Raw genomic sequence first — 19,533 nt, 5'->3', positions numbered from 1 at the left:
AGTGTTTCTCCTGATTGAAAATTGAAGGCTCAAAAACGCGTGCTCTTGAGAAATTCCGCCAGACGCGGCGATTGCGGGCGCTCGAACAATTCCTTGGGGGGCCCCTGCTCTTCGATACGTCCCTGATTCATGAATACGATCTTGTCGGAAACCTCGAAGGCAAAGCGCATTTCGTGGGTCACCAGCAGCATGGTCATGCCGTCTTCGGCCAGGCCCTTGATCACGTTCAACACTTCACCCACCAGTTCCGGGTCCAGCGCCGAGGTCACTTCGTCGAACAGCATCAGGCTCGGGTTCATCGCAATCGCGCGGGCAATCGCCACGCGCTGCTGCTGACCGCCGGACAACTGACCGGGAAAGTGATCGCGCCGTGCCAGCAGGCCGACGCGTTCCAGCCATTTCTCGGCCAGGGCCACGGCCTCGTCCTTGTGCAGCTTCTTGACCTTGAGCAGACCCAGGGTGACGTTCTGCAACGCGGTCAGGTGCGGGAACAGGTTGAACTGCTGGAACGCCATGCCCGTCATGGCGCGATGGCGTGCGATGACCTTTTCCGGGTGGCGAATGCGTTTGCCGTTGACCTCGTCATAACCGATGGATTCGCCGTCAAGCAGGATTTGCCCGCCCTGGAACTCTTCGAGCATGTTCACGCAGCGCAGCAGCGTGGTCTTGCCCGAGCCGCTGGAACCGATCAGCGTGACCACATTGCCACGCTGCATGCTCAGGTCGACCCCCTTGAGCACTTCGAGCTGGTCGTAACGCTTGTGCAGGCCGCGAATGTCCAGCAGGGGTTGGCCGTTTTGTGCATTGGTTTGAGTCTGAGTCATGGCAAAGCCACCCGCTTTTCAATGTGCCGGCCGAATATTTCGATGCCGTAGTTGATGACGAAAAACAGAAATCCGGCGAACAGGTAAAACTCCAGGGTCATGAAAGTCCGGGCGATGATCTGCTGGGTGCTGAGCAGCAACTCCGCCACGCCGATCACCGACAACAGGGTCGAAGCCTTGACGATCTCGGTGGACGAGTTGACCCAGGTCGGCAGGATCTGCCGCAATGCCTGGGGCAACAGCACATAACCCAGCGCCTGATAGAACGTCAGGCCGATGGCCTTGCTCGCTTCCATCTGCCCACGCGGCAATGCCTGTAAGGCACCGCGCACGATCTCGGCGACGTGGGAGCCGCAGAACAGTGTCAGCCCCAACGCACCGGCCTGGAACGCGCTGATCTGCCAGCCGAGCGCCGGCGCCATGTAAAAGCACGCCAGCACCAGCACGAACACCGGCGTACCACGGATCACATCGACATAAAAACGAAACGGCGCGCGCATCCAGAATGTGCCGTAGGTCAGCACCAGTCCGGTGACGACGCCAACCAGCGTGCCGAGCAAAATTGCCAGCACCGACACCTGGACACTGGTCAGAAAGCCTTGCCACAGCACTTCCCGCACCACCCACAACTCGTGCAACCAACTGGGGGATTCGTACATGGGGCCTCCTATCGGCGAATCGCCAGACGCTGTTCGAGGTAACGCAGCATCATGGCAATGAGGTAACAGGCCGCGACATACAACGCGGTGGTCACCAGCCAGGTTTCAATCACCCGGTAGCTCTCGACATTGATCTTGCGCGCGTAATACGTCAGCTCCGGTACGGCAATCGCGGCCGCCAGCGAGGTGTCCTTGAACAACGAAATGAAGTTGTTCGACAGGGCCGGCAACACATTGCGCAGCATCACCGGCACGGTGACGTAGGCCTTGACCTGCCACTCGCCCAGGCCAATGGCCAGGCCGGCTTCACGCTGGCCCTTGGGAATGCTCAGCAGACCGCCACGGAACACTTCGGTCAGGTAAGCCCCGGCGTACAGCGACAGGGTGATGATGAACGAGGGGATCTTGTCCAGACGGATCCCCAGGCTCGGCAACGCAAAGTAGATCAACAGAATCAACACCAGGATCGGCGTGTTACGAATCACCGTGACATACACCGACGCCAGTACCCGCAATGCGCGGTGCCTGGACAGCAAGGCAAATGCCATCATCAGGCCGATCACGCAGCCGAAGGCGATCGACACCAGGGCCAGTTCAAGACCCAGGCCGAGCCCCGCCAGCAAGGTGTCGAAATCGCGCCACACGGCGGCAAAGTTCAACTGATAGTTCATGGTCAGCAGTACCTTGAGCGGGGCGCATTCGAGCGCCCCGCTCTCACGGGATCATTTGAATTCGACAGGAAAACCGATGGCCGGGGTAGGCAGTTCTACGCCGAACCACTGCTTGAACGATGCCGCGTAAGTCGGGAACTCGACTCCGGTCATGGCTTCATGCAGGGTGGTGTTGACGAAGTTCAGCCAGTCCTGATCACCACGCTTGACCGCACACGCATAGGTTTGCGGGCTCCAGGCGTAGGCCGGGCTGCGATAGCGGCCAGGGTTCTGCACCATCAGGTATTTCACCGAAGACTGGTCAGTGGCCGCCGCGTCGGCACGGCCGGAATTCACGGCCTGGTACATCAGGTCCACGCTGTCGTACTGATCGACCTTGGCCTTAGGCAGCGCCTGGTGCACCAGCTCTTCGGCATAGACGTTTTGCAGCACCGCTACCGTCAGGCCATCACCGGCGGCGTTCATGTCATCGATTTCCTTGTACTTGCTGTTCGCCGGCAGCAGCAGGCCGACACCTTCGCGGTAATACGGCAGGGTAAACGCCACTTGCTGGGCGCGGCTGGCGGTCACGGTGATGAACTGGCAACTGATATCGACCTTGTCGGTCAGCAGGTTCGGAATCCGCGCATCGGACGACTGCACTACGTACTCAACCTTGCTCGGATCGTTGAACAACCCCTTGGCGATGATGTGCCCGATATCGATATCAAAGCCCTGCAACTTGCCGTCAGCGCCCTGGAAGTGCCACGGCGCATTGGTGCTGCCGGTGCCCACAATCAGTTTCCCGCGGGCCAGAACGCTGTCGAGCTTACTGTCCGCCGCCTGGGCCACGCCCATGGCAGCGGCTGAAGCTGCGAAAAGAAAAACACATGCTTTGAACAAGGATGGTCGGCGATGCATGGCAAGCACTCCAGATGATGTGTATTCCGCTATACCGGAATTTGGTATGTAACAACGGAATAGACAGCAGAAAGTGTGCCACAGGATGGAGAGCGTTCCCAGAGCATTTGAAAAATGAACACAATCAACAAGATGGCAATTCGCTGGAGCATCAGCGTTACCCATCGCCCCGACAGCAAGCGCTACCGTTGGCTACAGGAGACGGGTATTCGGGCCCCAATCATGTGCACGGTCGCGGCAGTTGCCCCGTTACCTGAACGCCTTTGCTTAAAGGTTTCACCTCCAATCCGCCAATGTGCCATCTGTCAGGGAATTTTTTTGGCAAATGGCCAACCTATCGCCTTTATCGACGGTCACCACCGCGCGGGTGATCGGCGTCCGGGCAGCCCGGAACCGGATTGGACAACCCCGGATTCGACTGCTTTCATTCAAGTTCACGATGGAATGAACGACTGCTGCCGACGCTTTGCGCCAGCCTTTCTCGATGCTCCAGGAGGGTTAATGTCTTTTAAGGTCATGATGGTATTCGGTACACGCCCGGAGGCCATCAAGATGGCTCCACTGGCGCGGGTCCTGCGCAACTGGCCCGGAATCGAACTGAACATCTGCTCCACCGGCCAGCACCGGGAAATGCTCAAACAAGTGCTCGACTCGTTCGAATTGACGGTCGACGAAGACTTGCAGGTGATGACTCAGGGCCAGACCCTCAACGGTCTCTCGGAACAACTGCTGGGCAAACTCGACAAAGTCTACGAGCGGGTGCAGCCGGATATCGTGCTGGTGCACGGCGACACCACCACCAGTTTCATTGCCGCCCTCGCCGCGTTCAATCGCCAGTTGCCCATCGGCCATGTCGAAGCCGGGTTGCGTACCGGCAACTTGCGCGCCCCCTGGCCGGAAGAAGCCAACCGGCACCTGACCGGCGTCATCGCCGACCTGCATTTCGCTCCGACCACCAAGAGCGAAGACAACCTGCTACGCGAAGGTGTGCCCAAGGCCAACATCGAGGTGACGGGCAATACCGTGATCGACGCCCTGGTATGGATGCGCGACCACCAGCAACAGACCCAATGGCATCCGGCCGCCGACTCGCCGCTGGCCGTACTCGATGAAAACCGGCGCATGGTGCTGATTACCGGGCACCGGCGGGAAAATTTCGGCGGTGGCTTCCGCAACATCTGCCTGGCGCTGGCCACCCTCGCCGAGCGCTACCCCGATGTGCAGTTCGTTTACCCGGTGCACCTCAATCCGCAGGTGCAAAACGCGGTCTACAGCGTGCTCTCGGACAAACCCAACATCTATCTGGTGGCCCCGCAGGACTACCAGCATTTCGTCTGGCTGATGGGGCGCGCGCACTTCATCCTCAGCGACTCCGGCGGCATCCAGGAGGAGGCGCCGGCCATTGGCAAGCCGCTGCTGGTACTGCGTGATGTCACCGAGCGGCCGTCGGTGCTCGAAGGCGGGACGGTGCTGCTGGTGGGCACCGATACCGACCGGATCGTCAAGCAGGCCAGCCTGTTGTTCGATGATGACGCTACGTTCCAGCGCATGAGCCGCATTCACAGCCCCTATGGCGACGGGCACGCCAGCGAGCGGATCGCCAATCGTCTCGGAGCCTGGCTCAAACATCGCGCGACATCGGGAAAAACCGTATGAGCCTGGGCTTGGTCGATTTTTTTGCCTATGTGCTGTTCGGACTCAAATACCTTGCGATTTTCCTGGCCCTGCTGATGTTCATACTCGGGCTCGATGACCTGTTCATCGACCTGGTGTACTGGACCCGCAAACTGATCCGCCGCTGGCGGATCTATGAAAAATTCGAGCGCGCCGATGAAGAGCGGCTCTACACCATCGGCGAAAAGCCCCTGGCGATCATGGTGCCGGCGTGGAATGAAGTCGGTGTGGTCGGCGAAATGGCACGCCTGGCCGCCTCGACCCTCGATTACGAGAACTACCAGATTTTCGTCGGCACCTACCCCAACGACGCCGAGACCCAGGCCGACGTCGATGCGGTGTGCCTACATTACCCCAACGTGCACAAAGTGGTGTGCGCGCGCCCTGGCCCGACCAGCAAGGCCGACTGCCTGAACAACGTGATCGACGCCATCCTGCGCTTTGAAAACGATGCAAAGATCCAGTTCGCCGGCTTCATCCTGCACGATGCCGAGGACGTGATTTCGCCCATGGAGTTGCGCCTGTTCAACTATTTGCTGCCGGCCAAGGACCTGATCCAGATTCCGGTCTACCCCTACGCACCAGAATGGAAAGGCTTCACCGCCGGGCACTATGTCGACGAGTTCGCCGAGAACCACGGCAAGGACGTCATCGTACGTGAAGCGCTGACCGGGCAGGTGCCCAGCGCCGGGGTCGGCACCTGTTTCAGCCGCAAGGCGATCAGTGCCCTGCTCGAGGACGGCGACGGTATCGCCTTCGACGTGCAGAGCCTCACCGAAGACTACGACATCGGTTTTCGCCTCAAGCAAAAAGGCATGAAGTGCATCTTTGCCCGCTATTCGGTGACCGACCCGAAACTGGCGCTCGAACAGCCTTGGGTGTTCGGCATGAACCGTGCCTTCTCCCAGGTCATCTGCGTGCGCGAGCACTTTCCCCGGGACTTGCAGCACGCGATTCGACAAAAATCACGCTGGATCGTCGGCATCGTATTCCAGGGCACCAAGAACCTTGGTTGGAGCCGCAAGGGCCTGCTCAACTACTTCCTGTGGCGCGACCGGCGCGGTTTGATTGCGTACATGTTGAGCTTCCTGGTCAACCTGCTGTTCGTGGTGCTGTTGACGATGTGGCTGGTGACGGTGATATCGCCTGACGCCTGGCGTTATCCGTCGATCCTTGCCGGCAGTTCACTGCTGACCACCTTGCTCTGGCTCAATGGTTTCATGCTGCTCAATCGGCTGTTCCAGCGCGGTTGGTTCGTCACGCGTTATTACGGTCTGGTCGAAGGGCTGCTGTCGGCCCCCCGAATGATGTGGAGCAATTTCGTCAATTTTTTCGCCAACCTGCGAGCGCTGCGCCAGGTCATGGAAATGGGTGACTCACGCCGCGTGGCCTGGGACAAGACCACCCACGAGTTCCCCGCCTTGACCCAGGCCCAGCGCACCCCTCTGGGGCATCGACTGGTGGAAAAAGGATTGCTGACCGAGGAACAACTGGAAGCCGCGGTGACCAACCCGGTGCGTCGACGCCTGGGCCGGGAACTGCTGCTGCGCGGGCACATCGATACCACGCAACTGGTGCAAGTCCTCGCCGAACAGTTGGACCTGGAATGGGCGCCGCTCAACCCGTTCAAACTCGACAAGCGACTGATCGATGCAGTGCCACGCAAGATTGCCACGCACTATGGCGTGCTGCCGGTCGCCGAGGAAGGCGACACCCTGGTGCTGGCGTCCGAAGGGCCGGTCAGCCAAGTGTCTCTGGGAGCCATCAGCCGTCAACTGAAACGCCCGGTGCGCTGCCGCCTTGCACCACAAGGCCGGGTTACGCTGGGGATCCGCTACTGGTACGCCAGCCCTCTGCAAAAAGAGGAAGTACGCCAGATGCTTCGGGTGCTTGAGCAACATCAGGACGACGAACACCTGATTGAACGCGTCAGCCATCACCAGGTGCTGCTGGGCAATCTGCTGCAGGTACGCGGCATGGTGCCGCCAACCCTGTTCAATCAGGCGCTGATCGATTTCGATACGGAAAAAATGTCTTTGGGCGAACACTTGATTGAGCGCGGCATGATCACCCGGCAAATCCTCGAACAGGCCCTGGTAGATCAGGCCAGCGAGCAGCAAGCGGCTTACCGCATTGCCCGGGAGGTCGCATGAGTGTAGGCCACCGTCACACCCTGTTGCTTGGCAGCCTGCTGCTGAGCCTGAGCGCGGCCACCTGGGTAAAGGCCGAGCCGCTCACCGACTTCGAACAGTTCCGCAGTTTCCCGTACATGGACCGCAGCTACCGCGAAGCGAAAAAAGGCAATTGGCGCGAAGTCGAACGACTGATGCGCCACCTGCTGGGCAAAGTGCCGAAAAACGATGAAGCGCGGGCGCTGCTGGTGCAATCACTGGCCAAGCAACGGCGCTACAAGGAAGCGGTGCAGGCATTGCCGGACAATCCGGCCAACAGCGACGCTCTGCTCAACCTGCGCCTGACCTGGATCGAACAGGACCCGCCCGGCAGCGACCAGGTTGAACAGTGGATCGCCACCAGCAACCTCAATCAGCGCATCCGTCTGTGGCAGGCCTACAGCCTGAGCCTGGCCAAGTTCGGCGGCGCGGCGCGTGCCCATGACTGGCTGGCGCAACTGGCGCCCAAAGGCGATGAGCGCATCCTGCGCCTGGCCCGGGCCAACTGGTCCGAACAATTGCGCGACTGGCACGGCACCATTGAAGAATTGGCCCCGCTCGCCGCGAAGAATCAGCTGGATGCACAGGGTTGGGAACGCCTGGCCAACGCCTACGTGCAACGCCTCGACGAGCAACCCTTGCAGCAATTACTGCAAACAGCACCCAGCCCCCAAGCCGCGCGCAAGGCGCGACTGGCCATGGTCGACCGGGCGATTGCCATGGGCCACATCGAGCAGGCGCAGCGCTGGATGCAGTCACTGCCGCCCGCCGACCTAACCGATCCAACGCAGCGCCAGCGTCTGTGGGAACTGGCGCGGCAAACCGGCGACAGCACCACGGTACAACGCTTGAGCGCCGAGTTGCAGCGACCCTGCCTGGAGACCGCCGACTGGCTGTCTCGCCATGATCCGCAAGCTGCGCTGACCCAACTGGAAAGTTGCCATCCGGAAGAAAACCCGCAGGCCTGGCTGATCCTCGCCCAGCGCCTGCAAGCTACCGAACTGCTGCAGACAACACGCCTGCCGGAACCCTGGGACACGCGACGCCGCGAACGCCTGCTGGACGTCTGGCAGGATGAGGGCCGCAGTGACAAAGTCATGGTCTACCTCGCCAGCCAGCCGCAAACCGCAGACGTAGTCAAACGCCGCGCCGAACTGCTCCAGGCATCGGGTCGCAACAGCGAAGCGGCGACCTTCTGGGAGCGGCATTACCAGCTGACCGGCAACCTCGATTCGTTGAACCAGGCCACCTATCTGGCGCTGAATGCCGGCCAACGGGAGCATGCGCAACAGCTGCTCGAGAACGCCTACGACCGCCACCGCGGCAAGCTGCCGGCGCCCCTGCTGCAACGCCTGGCGGGGTTGTATGCCGCGTCGACACCGACCGCGGCGCAGCAGCAACGCATCGCATCGCTGCTCAACCGCGTCGCCCCTGCCACTCGTGGACAACTGCTGGCGCAACTGGCGGAAAACGGTCAGTGCGGGGCGGTGCAACAGGCGATTGGCGATCACCCGCAAGCGGCGGGTGATTACCGCGCCCTCGGCCGTTGTGCGATGCCCGAGCGCCCCGGCGAAGCGGTGGTGTATTACCAGACCGCCGAAAAACTGGGTGACCGGAACAGCCGCCTGCCACTCGCCTACGCCCTGGAAGCCGCCGGCGACTCGGCGGGTGCCCTGGCCATCTGGCGCAGCATTGCCGACGCCGAACTCAGTGACAATGCCCGCCTGACCGCCAGTCGTAGCGCCCTGAACATCGGCGACACGCAAACAGCCGAACGTTACTGGCAACTCAGTCGCAACCGTGGCGCCAATGAGTGGGCGCTGGGCGCGGCGATCGCCGATGCCCGGGGCGATCACACCCTCGCGCTACAGCGCCAGCGTTCTGCCTTGCAACTGGCACCCGACGCCGAGCATTACTATGCAGCCTCGGTCACCGCGCAAAAGGCCGGCGAGCTGCAACAAAGCACCGAATGGCTGGCCGAGGCTGTGCGTCGCGATCCGGACAACCCCCGTTATCGCGCCGACTACGGCATGCGTCTGGCCGGCGCCGAGACCAAGGCAGAACGTGCCCAAGCCATTCCATACCTGCAACGCGCGACCCAGGACTTCCCGGAAGACTATCGCCTCGGCGAAACCCTGGCCTGGCGTTATGACGAGGTCGAGGACAGCGCCTCGGCGCGCAAGGAACTGGAGCGCGTGATCGACCTGGAACAAAACCCGGTAGCGGCCGACGACGAGGACGGCAGCATGCAAGCGCGACGCTATCGCCAGCGTCGCGCCCATGAAGCCCTGTCCCGGCGCGATACCCTGACCTTCGCCAGTACCTGGTCGCCTGCCGGCGTTTCGACCAACGACTTCGTGCGGTCTGATGACAGCGTCGGCTCTCGTCGGCGTTCGAACTCGCAGAACGTGCAACTGGCCATGTGGGACCATGCCCTCGGCGAAGAACCCAGCCGCGCTGGCAGTACGCTGTCGGCCTACGGACGGGTGCTGCTGGGAGGCCAGAGTCGATCGAGTTATGCCGAGTCCGTCGCCACCGGCGTGGGCCTGCGCTACAAACCCTGGGGTACGGCAAACATCAATTTCTACGGGGAGATCTACAAACAAAGCCAGTTCGATGACCAGGACAACCATGGCTTGAGCCTCGGCCAGATGCTGATCCCCGACAAGGTGAACGATCAGGCTGACGATCATCGTCAGGATGGCCACACCACCACCGATTACCTCCTGCGCGCTACTGCATCCTTCCTCGATCAGGGGCGATATCGCAACGACTGGCGCGTCGACGAAAGCGATTGGGAGGAACGTTTCCTCTATCTCGACGCGGCGTGGTGGACCAAGGCCGGAGATCATCAATGGTTGTCGCGCTTCCAGCAAGGGCACGCCTGGAAGCTGCCATTCAACAGCGCGCAAACAATCATGCCGTACGGTTTCCTCGAGTTCTCCAGCCAGGACCCGAGCAACGACTGGCGCCAGGATCTGCGCACCGGCCTTGGCCTGCGCTGGCAATGGTGGTTCAACGACAATATCTACAACGCCTACCGCGCCCACCTGTCGGTGCGCACCGAATATCAGCAATCCCTGGGCGGCAATCTGTATGAGGGCGGCAACGGTGTGCTGCTGGGCGTGGAGTTGAATTTCTGATGAGGCGACTACTTCTGGTTTTGTGCCTGCTACTGGGCGGCGGAGCGACCCTGGCCGACGAGCGGATTTTCTACCAACCGCTCAACGCCGACGCCAGCCTGAGCCAGGCGCAATGGCAGCGAATCTGGCAAGACACCGCCCACCAGGGCGTGCACACAGTGATCGTGCAATGGACGGCCTACGGCGACTCAGACTTCGGCGGCGCCAACGGCTGGCTCGCCGCCAGCCTGAAACTGGCCCGGGCCCAGGGTCTGAATCTGGTGCTGGGCCTGCGCATGGACCCGGCCTATTACCAACGCATCGACGAACTGGACAGCGCCGGGCTGGCAACCTACTGGCAGGCGCAACTGGGGCAGTCGCTGGCCCGGCAGCAGGCCCTGCGCAAGGACTGGAAACTGCCGGTCAGCGGCTGGTACTTGCCCCTGGAACTGGATGACCTGCACTTTCTGCCGCTCGATCGCCGGCAAACCCTGCAACGCCAGCTCAAGGATTTTGCCGGTAAGCTCGACGCGCCGTTGCACATCAGCGTATTCAGTGCGGGCAAGCTTTCGCCACAGGTGAATGGCCAGTGGCTGGGGGATTTGGCCAACACAGGGATCCAGGTGTGGTGGCAGGACGGTGCCGGCACAGGGCGCTTGCCTCCCTTGATTCGCAACGGCTATGCCAGTGCCCTGCCCTGCTCCGTTGGCATCGTCAGGGAAGCCTTCCGGCAAGTCAGCGCTGCCGGGCAACCCTTTGGTGCCGAACCGATGCCTCCCCAATCCACATCGCCGGGCTGCCATCCGACATCGGTTTTCTCCCTGCGCTACCGGCCGTGGGGCAAGGTGATTCTCGACAACCAGCACAATAACAAGGTCGGCGATGTACAAAACCATTGAAGACGAAGTACTGAAGAAATCGGCGCCGGCCAGGCTCAAAACCGAGTTTCTCCAGCATGAATTCGATCGGCTGCGCACCTTTTGCGCATTGATCTACATCGCCAGCATTGTGGTCTGGATTGCTTATGACCTGATCCTCAGTTTCATCGGCGGACAGCCATTCACCTGGCGTTCCCTGGTGTTCATCGGTGCTTTCTCGACGCTCGTCATTGCCCTTCGGTTGATCCGCGATGCCCGGCATTTCCAGACGCTGAACCTGCTGTTCGTATTCGCCATGGCCTTCGGCACGCGGCTGCTGACCGAAGGCCTGCCCGGCGATCACCAGCCCGCCTGGCTGTTGCTGGCGGCTTCGACCACCCTGTTTACCGCCTCGGTATTGCCGCTGAGCCGCTGGTCGTTCTTTGGCGCGCAAATCGTGACCTGGGCGTTTCTCAACCCTTTCTACAACACCGGTATCGAATACATGGGGCTGAGCGGGGTGATGGCCATCAGTTACTCTGCGTTCATCTGCGGCCTGACCATCTACAGTTTCCTGATACTGCGCAAAGCCAAGCTCTACAACTTCATCATGTCCAAGCTGCTGCTGGACCAGGCCTACATCGACACCCTCACCGAAATCCCCAATCGCCGTTCGTTCATGACCCGCGCCAACCAGCAATTGAACAATGCCCCGCGGGAAAACGACCACTACCTGGCAATGATCGATATCGACAATTTCAAGAAGGTCAACGACGTCCATGGCCATGACGTTGGCGACGAGGTGCTCAAGCGCGTCGCCCAGGACATCAAGTCGGTGATGGCCCACTACGAATATGCGCGGTTGGGGGGCGAGGAATTCGCGATTTACCTGGCCGGGGTTCGCCGCGAAGACGTCGAGGGGCTGGCAGGCGAATTGTGTCGGGTGGTGCGCGAGCAACCCACAAGGCACCCGGTAACCATCAGCATCGGCCTGGCCCGGGTGCAGGACGGCGACACGCTGAACCAGGTGCTGGTCAAGGCCGATGAAGCCTTGTATGAGTCAAAGCACACGGGCAAGGATCGCTATACGTTTCATTGCCCGGCTTGATTCGCCGGCATTGAATACGCCGCCTTCGCGAGCAGGCTCGCGCCCGCTCAATGCTTGAATGACGTCATCACCCGTTCGGCGTTTTCATCACAGCTCATGCCTTCCGGCCTGGCCTGGATGGTGTCGATCCATCCCAACAACTGAGCCTTGCTATGGGCCAGGCGCCGTTGCATCGCTTCGATCTGCTCCACCTTGCGATGCAAGCCGGCCATCAACTCATCGTGCTTGAACGTACCCGTCACATTATCCGGCAGCAACTGCTTGAGTTCCTCCAGAGTGAAACCGGCTTGTTGCGCGCACTGGATCAGTTGCAGGGTTTGCAGCGCCTGTTGCGAGTAACGCCGATAACCGTTGGCGGATCGCTCGACCTGACGAATCAAGCCCTGAGATTCGTAAAAACGAATGCGCGATGCGGCCAAACCGCTCAACTGTGCCAATTCACCAATCTTCATGGGGGTCTCATTTGCCTGCTTGACATTAAAGTTAACTTTAAGCTTAGCCTCTGCTCATCACTACGAGGAGTCAAGCATGTCGCCCTTTCAAGCATTGAATTTGCCTAACGGTCAGACCATCGCCAATCGCATTGCCAAAGCCGCGATGGAAGAAAACCTGGCCGATACCGATCAATTGCCTGACCACGGCCTGTTTCGCTTGTATCAGGCCTGGGCCGAAGGCGAAGCCGGCCTGTTGCTGAGCGGCAACGTGATGATCGACCGCCGCGCCATGACCGGTCCCGGTGGTGTAGCGCTGGAGGACGAACGCCACCTGGAACGCTTCCGGCAGTGGGCCCATGCCGGTCGGACCGGCGGTGCGCACTTCTGGGTGCAGCTCAACCACCCTGGTCGCCAGACCATGGCCAACCTCGGCCAGCAAGCGCTGGCGCCTTCGGCGGTTGCACTGGATCTCGGCCAGTTCTCGAAGATGTTCGCCGAGCCCAAACCCATGAGCGAGGACGACATCCAGGAAGTGATCCGTCGCTTCGCCACCAGCGCCGCGTTGGCAGAAAAAGCCGGTTTCACCGGTGTACAGATCCATGCCACCCACGGCTACCTGATCAGTCAGTTCCTTTCGCCGCTGACCAATCGGCGCACCGATCAATGGGGCGGATCCCTGGAAAATCGCGCACGCCTGCTGCTGTCCGTCGTCGACGCGGTTCGCCAGGTGGTGTCGCCGCAATTTTGTCTGTCGGTAAAGCTCAACTCAGCGGATTTCCAGCGCGGTGGTTTCGATGCCGACGATGCGCGGCAGGTGATCCAGTGGCTCAACGAACGAGCGATCGACCTGCTGGAATTGTCCGGCGGCAGTTACGAAGCACCGGCCATGCAAGGCGAAGCACGCGACGGCCGGACCCTGGCACGGGAGGCGTACTTTCTGGACATGGCCGGCGAACTGGCCCGCGTGGCGCGTATGCCGGTGATGGTGACGGGTGGGATCCGTCGCCTGGCAATCGTCGAACAGGTCCTCGACAGCGGCATCGCCATGGCCGGCATCGGCACCGCGCTGGCCGTGGAGCCGCACTTGGTCAAACATTGGCGCGAAGGCCGGAACAGCCATCCGCAATTGCCGCCAATCCACTGGAAGCGCAAGCCACTGGCGGCACTGGCAAACATGGCAGTGGTGAAATTCCAGCTGCATCGCTTGAGCCGCGGGCGCAAACCCCGACCTGAAGTCTCGGCGCTGTGGGCGTTGATTCTCGACCGCTTGTACATTGGCAAGCGTACCCGGCAGTACCGGCAGGCGATGGGCAAGTGATCCAGAGTCGAGGTTGACTGATCCACCGCTTTCGCGAGCAGGCTCGCTCCCACAAAACCTGTGCTCGACACATATCAATTGTGGGAGCGAGCCTGCTCGCGAAGAGGCCATTGCTGGCACGACTGATCTCAGCGAGGTATCAGCTCATCGATATGCCGATACTGCGTCTGCAACTGTGCCGCCAACACCTTGCTGCGCCCGAGCCGAATCGGTCCGCGCTCGATGTCGATCAACAGCCCCGGACACTCCAGCGTCGGCAGCAGCGGACAGTCCTTCAACCGGCCATCGGTCACCACCAACAACCGCTGCTGCTCAGCCGGAAAACGCTTCTGCCGTGCTGCAAGCCATTGCCCCGCTTCATTCAACGCCGCCAGCAGCGGCGTGCCGCCACCGGCGCCGAGGCCATCGAGCCACTGGCGCAACCCCGTCGAAGCCTTCAAGCCCTGCACCTGCCACCTGGGGGCAGCACCGCTGGCCGTGAGCAAGGCCAGTCGCGCACGCTGGCGATAGGCATCGTCGAACAACTGCGCCAGCAAGCCCTTGGCATCGCTCAATGCCTGATGGCGGCGGGTTGAAGCGGAGGCGTCAACGATCACCAGCCACAGTTCATGGGGCGAACGAGTACGCAGCTCAAACAGCAGGTCGTCACGCTGACGCGGCCGGCCCTTGAGCAAGGTGCCGGGCCAGTTGATCGAACCGCTGCGGGCTGCGTGACGCTTGCCCTGTTTACCGTGGTCCAGCCGCCCGGCGCGGGGTCTGGCATTCGCCCCCGCAACGGAGCGAGGGCGAATGCCTAGGGCTTTTTTGGCCAGCTCGGCACTTCACGTCGTGCACCGACCGCCAGCGCCTGGGCAGGCAATTCGCCCCACTGGCCCTGCCCTTCACTCGGGTTGGTGTGTTGCGGCGCTTGGGGTTGCGGCGTGCGGGATGGCTCAGGCGCCGGTGCCGAATGCTCGCGACGTCGATGACGCAAGGCGAACTCGGCGACTGCGTCGATATCTTCCTCGGCGATGGCGTTCGCCCCGCGCCAGGCAGCGTGAGCCCGGGCGGCCCGCAGCCAGACCAGATCGGCGCGCAAGCCATCGACGCCAGCGGCAAAGCAGCGTTCGGTGATGTGTGCCAACGCCTGATCGTCGAGTGGAATGCTGGCCAGTGCGTTGCGTGCATTCTGGCAACGTTCGCGCAGAGACGCCTGGGCAGATTCCCATTCGAGGCAGAAGCCTTGCGGATCGCTGTCGAAGTCCAGGCGACGGCGGATGATCTGCCCACGCTCGGCCGGCGCGGTGTGGCCACCAAGGGCGACGTTCAAACCGAAACGGTCGAGCAACTGCGGACGCAATTCACCCTCTTCCGGGTTCATGGTGCCAATCAGCACGAACTTCGCCGAGTGTCGATGGGAAATGCCGTCGCGCTCCACCAGATTGGTGCCGCTGGCGGCCACATCGAGCAGCAGGTCAACGAGGTGATCGGGCAACAGGTTGACCTCGTCGACGTAGAGCACGCCACCATCGGCCTTGGCCAGGACACCGGGGGAAAACTGTGCGCGACCTTCGCCCAATGCCGCGTCGAGGTCGAGGGTGCCGACCAGGCGTTCTTCGGTGGCACCCAGCGGCAACGTAACGAACTGACCGCTGGCCAGCAGGTCCGCCAGACCACGGGCCAGGGTCGACTTGGCCATGCCCCGCGGGCCTTCGATCAGCACGCCACCGATTTTCGGGTCGATGGCAGTCAGGTACAGGGCCAGCTTCAAATCGTCGGCGCCGACCACGGCGGAGAGCGGGAAATGCGGGGTGTCGGTCATATCGGGTTTCTCATCATGGTCGGGGATCTTCACAGGCATCTCAAACCCTGTAGGAGCGAGCATGCTCGCGATGGCAATTTTTCAGTCGAAAAAAATGTTGCCTGATAGACCGCTATCGCGAGCATGCTCGCTCCTACAGGATTGGCGGTGATTAGCCATCTTCTTCTATGTCCAGCAACAGATTCTCCAGTGCCTCGCGGTATTCACCCGGTTCCTTCCACAGCCCGCGCTGTTGCGCTTCGAGCATGCGCTCGGTCATGTCGCGCAGGGCATGGGGATTGTGTTCGCGAACAAAATCCCGGGTGTCCGGGTCGAGCAGATAGGCGTCGGCGAGCAAAGCGTACTGGTGATCGTCGATCAACTGCGTGGTGGCGTCGAAGGCGAACAGGTTATCGACTGTCGCGGCCATTTCGAACGCACCTTTGTAGCCGTGACGTTTAACGCCTTCGAGCCACTTGGGATTGGCCGCCCTGGAGCGGATCACCCGATTCAGTTCTTCCTTCAAGGTACGGATCTTCGGCAGGTCCGGCTGGCTGTGGTCGCCATGATAACTGGCCGCCGCCTCGCCTTTGAGGCTTTCCACCGCTGCGAGCATACCGCCCTGGAACTGGTAGTAATCGTTGGAGTCGAGCAAATCGTGCTCGCGGTTATCCTGGTTTTGCAGCACGGCCTGGACCTGGCTCAGTCGCTGGCTGAACTGTTCACGGGCGGCGGTGCCTTCATCGGCACCACCGTAAGCGTAGCCACCCCAGTTGAGGTAAACCTCGGCCAAGTCCTCGCGGCTTTGCCACAGGCGAGCGTCGATGGCGCCCTGCACGCCCGCGCCGTAGGCACCGGGTTTGGCACCGAAAATCCGCCAGCCGGCCTGACGTCGCGCAGCGTCTTCATCGAGCCCCGTTTGCAGCAAGGCTTCCCGCTCGGCACGTACCTTGGCAGCCAGCGGATTAAGATCGTCCGGCTCATCGAGGTCGGCCACCGCTTGCACCGCCGCGTCGAACAGGCGAATCAGGTTGGCAAAGGCATCGCGGAAGAAACCGGACACACGCAAGGTCACGTCCACCCGCGGACGGTCCAGCACACTCAATGGAAGAATTTCGAAATCGTCGACCCGTTGGCTGCCGGTGGCCCAGACCGGGCGCACGCCCATCAGCGCCATGGCCTGGGCGATGTCGTCGCCGCCGGTACGCATGGTCGCGGTGCCCCACACTGACAGGCCGAGCTGGCGCAAGTGATCGCCGTGGTCTTGCAGGTGCCGCTCGAGAATCAGGTTGGCCGACTGAAAACCGATGCGCCACGCCGTGGTGGTCGGCAGGTTGCGCACGTCCACCGAGTAAAAGTTGCGCCCGGTGGGCAGCACGTCCAGACGACCACGACTCGGTGCACCGCTGGGGCCGGCCGGGACGAAGCGACCGCTCAGGGCATCGAGCAATCCGCGCATTTCCGCCGGACCGCAGGCGTCCAGGCGCGGAGCGACCACCTCGCGCAGGTTGTCGATGATGGCGCTCACCTCTGCCCAGCCTGCCTCCTGTAGGAGCGAGCATGCTCGCGATGGAGTGTCAGTTGACATCAATGTGACTGACACTCCATCGCGAGCATGCTCGCTCCTACAGGGGTGATTCAAGGCGTCCGAAATCAACTGCGCGGCAAACAGCTCCAGACGCTCACGGGTATCGCCCGCCGTGCGCCAAGTCTCGTCGCTGATAAACAAAAGTGGTTCGGGACGCGGCCCGGTCCAGGGTTCGGCCAGCGTGCAATCCAGTGGGTCGAACCCCAGCGTGAAAGCCTTGGCCAACGCCCGCAGCAGGCTCGATTGCGCACCACGGCCATCGCCCCTTGGAATGCGCAGCAGAGCCAGCAAGGTGTCGATACGCAACCGCCCGACAGGCGATTCGCCGAACACATGCAGGCCATCGCGGATCTGTGACTCCTTGAGGTCGCACAGATAGGTGTCGAGTCGCGGCAACCAGATCGCTGCGTCAGTCTCGCTGTCGAGTTGATCGTCCAGTTGCAGTTCACGGTCGATGTGCGTGTCGCGCACCAGTTGCAGGATGTCGCGCTGCAACTCGCGAGCGCGGCGCGGATCGAGCAACTGCGCTTCGTAGTATTCGTCGGCCAACAGTTCGAGGTTGCGCAGCGGGCCGTAGGTTTCGGCCCGAGTCAGTGGCGGCATCAGGTGATCGATGATCACCGCCTGGGTACGCCGCTTGGCCTGGGCGCCCTCCCCCGGATCGTTGACGATGAACGGATAGATGTTCGGCAACGGACCGAGCAGTGCATCCGGCCAGCAGTTTTCCGACAACCCCACGCCCTTGCCCGGCAGCCATTCGAGGTTGCCGTGTTTGCCGACATGGATCACGCCGTGGGCGCCGTAGGTGTGGCGCAGCCAGAAGTAAAACGCCAGGTAGCCATGGGGCGGGACCAGGTCCGGGTCGTGATACACCGCGCTCGGGTCGACCTGATAACCCCGGGCCGGCTGGATACCGACGAAGGACAGGCCCAGGCGCAGGCCGGCGATCATCATCCGTCCGCCGCGGTACATCGGGTCGTCTTCCGCTGCGCCCCAACGCTCAAGCACCGCCGCGCGATTGGCTTCGGGCAGTGCGTTGAACATTGCCAGATAATCATCCATCGCCAGGCTTTGCTGACACGGGCGCAGGTCGAGGGTGTCGAGATCGTTGCTGACGCCGCCCAGCAACTGCTGGATCAGCGCGGTGCCGCTGTCCGGCAGGCCGGCCGGCAACGGGTATCCCTCGGCATGCAGCGCTCGCAGGATATTCAGCGCCGCGGCCGGAGTATCGAGGCCGACGCCATTGCCGATGCGCCCGTCGCGGGTCGGGTAATTGGCGAGAATCAAGGCAATGCGTTTTTCGGCGTTTGGAAGCCGCGCCAGATCGACCCAACGTCGCGCCAGTTCGGCCACGAAATCCATGCGTTCCGGCTGGGCCCGGTAGCAGACCACATCCGACTGACTGCGCTCACTGCGCCACGCCAGGTCCTTGAAACTGATCGGGCGGCTGATGATGCGTCCGTCCAGTTCCGGCAAGGCAATGTGCATCGCCAGGTCACGCGGGCCAAGGCCCTGTTCACTGGCGCGCCAACCGGGTTCGTTGTCCTGGGCGCAGATCGCCTGGATCACCGGGATATTGCGGCGAAACGGGCGCAGATGCGGTGCTTCGGGGCTCGATTGAGCAAAGCCCGTGGTGTTCAGAATCACCGCGGCGCTGGCCTCGTCGAGCCAGTCCTCGACCACGCCAAGGCAACCGGGCTCTTTCAGGCTCGCCAGTGCAATCGGCAACGGATTCAAGCCCGCCGCCTGCAAACGCTGGCAAAAAACATCAACGAAAGCGGTGTTCGCCGCCTGCAAATGCGAGCGGTAAAACAACACCGCCGCCACCGGTTGACCGGCGTGCCAGTCGGCTCGCCAGTCGCTCAGTGCGGCAGAACGTTTTTGCGGGTGGTAAATCGCCGTGCGTGGCAGGGTGTGCGGCTCCTCCCAGGTGTAGTCACGTCCCAGCCAGCGGTTGGCCAGGCAGCGGAAGAAATCCAGGGCATTGCCCATGCCGCCCTGGCGCAGAAACTGCCAGAGCCGGTCGCGATCCTCGGCCCCGACGGTGCTCAGGTCACTGAGTTCCGGGTCCGGGCGATCATCACCCGGCACCAGTATCACCTGCACGCCGCGCTGTGACAGTTCGACCAGGCGCTCGATGCCGTAACGCCAATAGGCGATGCCACCGTGCAGCGAAATCAGGATCACCTTCGCATGCCGAAGCACTTCATCGACGTACAAGTCGACCGAGGCATGGTTCTGTACCTGCATCGGGTTGGCCAGGCGCACGCTCGGGTAATCGTCGGGCAACTGCTGCGCCGCTTCGGCGAGCAGCGCCAGGCTGGAATCGCCACTGCACAGGACCACCAGCTCGGCGGGGGTTTGTCCAAGGTCGGCAATGTTGTCATCCGACACGAAACCGCCGGGCTGGGTCCTGAGCAGGTGCAT

Annotated in this window: 14 protein-coding genes; 6 read left to right on the top strand and 8 right to left on the bottom strand. The window is 61.9% G+C overall.

Annotated features, from left to right (window positions below):
* Positions 1 to 29 precede the first annotated feature (29 nt).
* From CAG47_RS15395 to CAG47_RS15380, 4 genes are read right to left on the bottom strand one after another with little or no spacing between them, the layout of a single operon-like run.
* Entirely contained in the window at positions 30 to 824 is a 795-nt protein-coding gene (locus CAG47_RS15395) for an amino acid ABC transporter ATP-binding protein (RefSeq protein ID WP_085725715.1), read from the bottom strand.
* Entirely contained in the window at positions 821 to 1,483 is a 663-nt protein-coding gene (locus CAG47_RS15390; protein ID WP_085725714.1) for an amino acid ABC transporter permease, read from the bottom strand. Before CAG47_RS15390 ends, CAG47_RS15395 begins: the two co-directional genes overlap by 4 nt.
* An 8-nt stretch (positions 1,484 to 1,491) precedes the next feature.
* On the bottom strand, positions 1,492 to 2,154 hold the full coding sequence (locus CAG47_RS15385; RefSeq protein ID WP_085725713.1) for an amino acid ABC transporter permease: 663 nt from the start codon (positions 2,152 to 2,154) through the stop codon (positions 1,492 to 1,494).
* A gap of 51 nt (positions 2,155 to 2,205) precedes the next feature.
* On the bottom strand, positions 2,206 to 3,054 hold the full coding sequence (locus CAG47_RS15380) for a transporter substrate-binding domain-containing protein (RefSeq protein ID WP_085725712.1): 849 nt from the start codon (positions 3,052 to 3,054) through the stop codon (positions 2,206 to 2,208).
* A gap of 501 nt (positions 3,055 to 3,555) precedes the next feature.
* On the opposite strand from CAG47_RS15380, the gene wecB reads away from it, so the two are divergent.
* Genes wecB through CAG47_RS15355 form a run of 5 tightly spaced genes read left to right on the top strand, consistent with a single transcriptional unit; the run spans position 3,556 to position 11,986 of the window.
* Positions 3,556 to 4,710: a non-hydrolyzing UDP-N-acetylglucosamine 2-epimerase gene (gene wecB, locus CAG47_RS15375; protein WP_085725711.1), complete on the top strand. Its 1,155-nt coding sequence runs from the start codon at positions 3,556 to 3,558 to the stop codon at positions 4,708 to 4,710.
* Positions 4,707 to 6,881, top strand: a complete 2,175-nt coding sequence (nrfB, locus tag CAG47_RS15370) for a cyclic di-3',5'-guanylate-activated glycosyltransferase NrfB (RefSeq protein WP_085725710.1) — start codon at positions 4,707 to 4,709, stop codon at positions 6,879 to 6,881. Before wecB ends, nrfB begins: the two co-directional genes overlap by 4 nt.
* Entirely contained in the window at positions 6,878 to 10,042 is a 3,165-nt protein-coding gene (locus tag CAG47_RS15365) for a hypothetical protein (RefSeq protein WP_085725709.1), read from the top strand. Before nrfB ends, CAG47_RS15365 begins: the two co-directional genes overlap by 4 nt.
* The gene (locus tag CAG47_RS15360; RefSeq protein WP_085725708.1) at positions 10,042 to 10,920 is read left to right on the top strand and encodes a DUF4434 family protein; all 879 of its coding nucleotides are present in this window, start codon (positions 10,042 to 10,044) and stop codon (positions 10,918 to 10,920) included. The genes CAG47_RS15365 and CAG47_RS15360 overlap by 1 nt, the downstream gene beginning before the upstream one ends.
* Positions 10,904 to 11,986: a diguanylate cyclase gene (locus CAG47_RS15355; protein WP_085725707.1), complete on the top strand. Its 1,083-nt coding sequence runs from the start codon at positions 10,904 to 10,906 to the stop codon at positions 11,984 to 11,986. The genes CAG47_RS15360 and CAG47_RS15355 overlap by 17 nt, the downstream gene beginning before the upstream one ends.
* 47 nt (positions 11,987 to 12,033) lie before the next feature.
* On the opposite strand, the gene CAG47_RS15350 is transcribed toward CAG47_RS15355, so the two are convergent.
* On the bottom strand, positions 12,034 to 12,438 hold the full coding sequence (locus tag CAG47_RS15350) for a MerR family transcriptional regulator (protein WP_085725706.1): 405 nt from the start codon (positions 12,436 to 12,438) through the stop codon (positions 12,034 to 12,036).
* A 76-nt stretch (positions 12,439 to 12,514) separates the two neighbouring features.
* Here CAG47_RS15350 and CAG47_RS15345 point away from each other — a divergent pair, with 76 nt between their 5' ends.
* Positions 12,515 to 13,738 (top strand): NADH:flavin oxidoreductase/NADH oxidase family protein, encoded by a 1,224-nt coding sequence (locus tag CAG47_RS15345; RefSeq protein WP_085725705.1) that lies wholly within the window; start codon positions 12,515 to 12,517, stop codon positions 13,736 to 13,738.
* Positions 13,739 to 13,866: 128 nt separating this feature from the next.
* On the opposite strand, the gene CAG47_RS15340 is transcribed toward CAG47_RS15345, so the two are convergent.
* The 3 genes from CAG47_RS15340 to cobN all read right to left on the bottom strand — a co-directional run bounded on the left by CAG47_RS15340 (position 13,867) and on the right by cobN (position 19,533).
* Positions 13,867 to 14,412 (bottom strand): VWA domain-containing protein, encoded by a 546-nt coding sequence (locus CAG47_RS15340; RefSeq protein ID WP_177408999.1) that lies wholly within the window; start codon positions 14,410 to 14,412, stop codon positions 13,867 to 13,869.
* Positions 14,413 to 14,531: 119 nt separating this feature from the next.
* The gene (locus CAG47_RS15335; protein ID WP_085725703.1) at positions 14,532 to 15,539 is read right to left on the bottom strand and encodes an ATP-binding protein; all 1,008 of its coding nucleotides are present in this window, start codon (positions 15,537 to 15,539) and stop codon (positions 14,532 to 14,534) included.
* 151 nt (positions 15,540 to 15,690) lie between these two features.
* A complete protein-coding gene (gene cobN / locus CAG47_RS15330) occupies positions 15,691 to 19,533 on the bottom strand; it encodes a cobaltochelatase subunit CobN (RefSeq protein WP_085725702.1) in 3,843 nt (1,280 codons plus the stop codon).

Source organism: Pseudomonas sp. R37(2017) (genome assembly GCF_002113375.1).
In the GTDB taxonomy this organism is placed as follows: Bacteria; Pseudomonadota; Gammaproteobacteria; order Pseudomonadales; family Pseudomonadaceae; genus Aquipseudomonas.
Note: the sequence above shows the minus strand (reverse complement) of the source record. Positions and strands in the feature narration are given on the sequence as shown.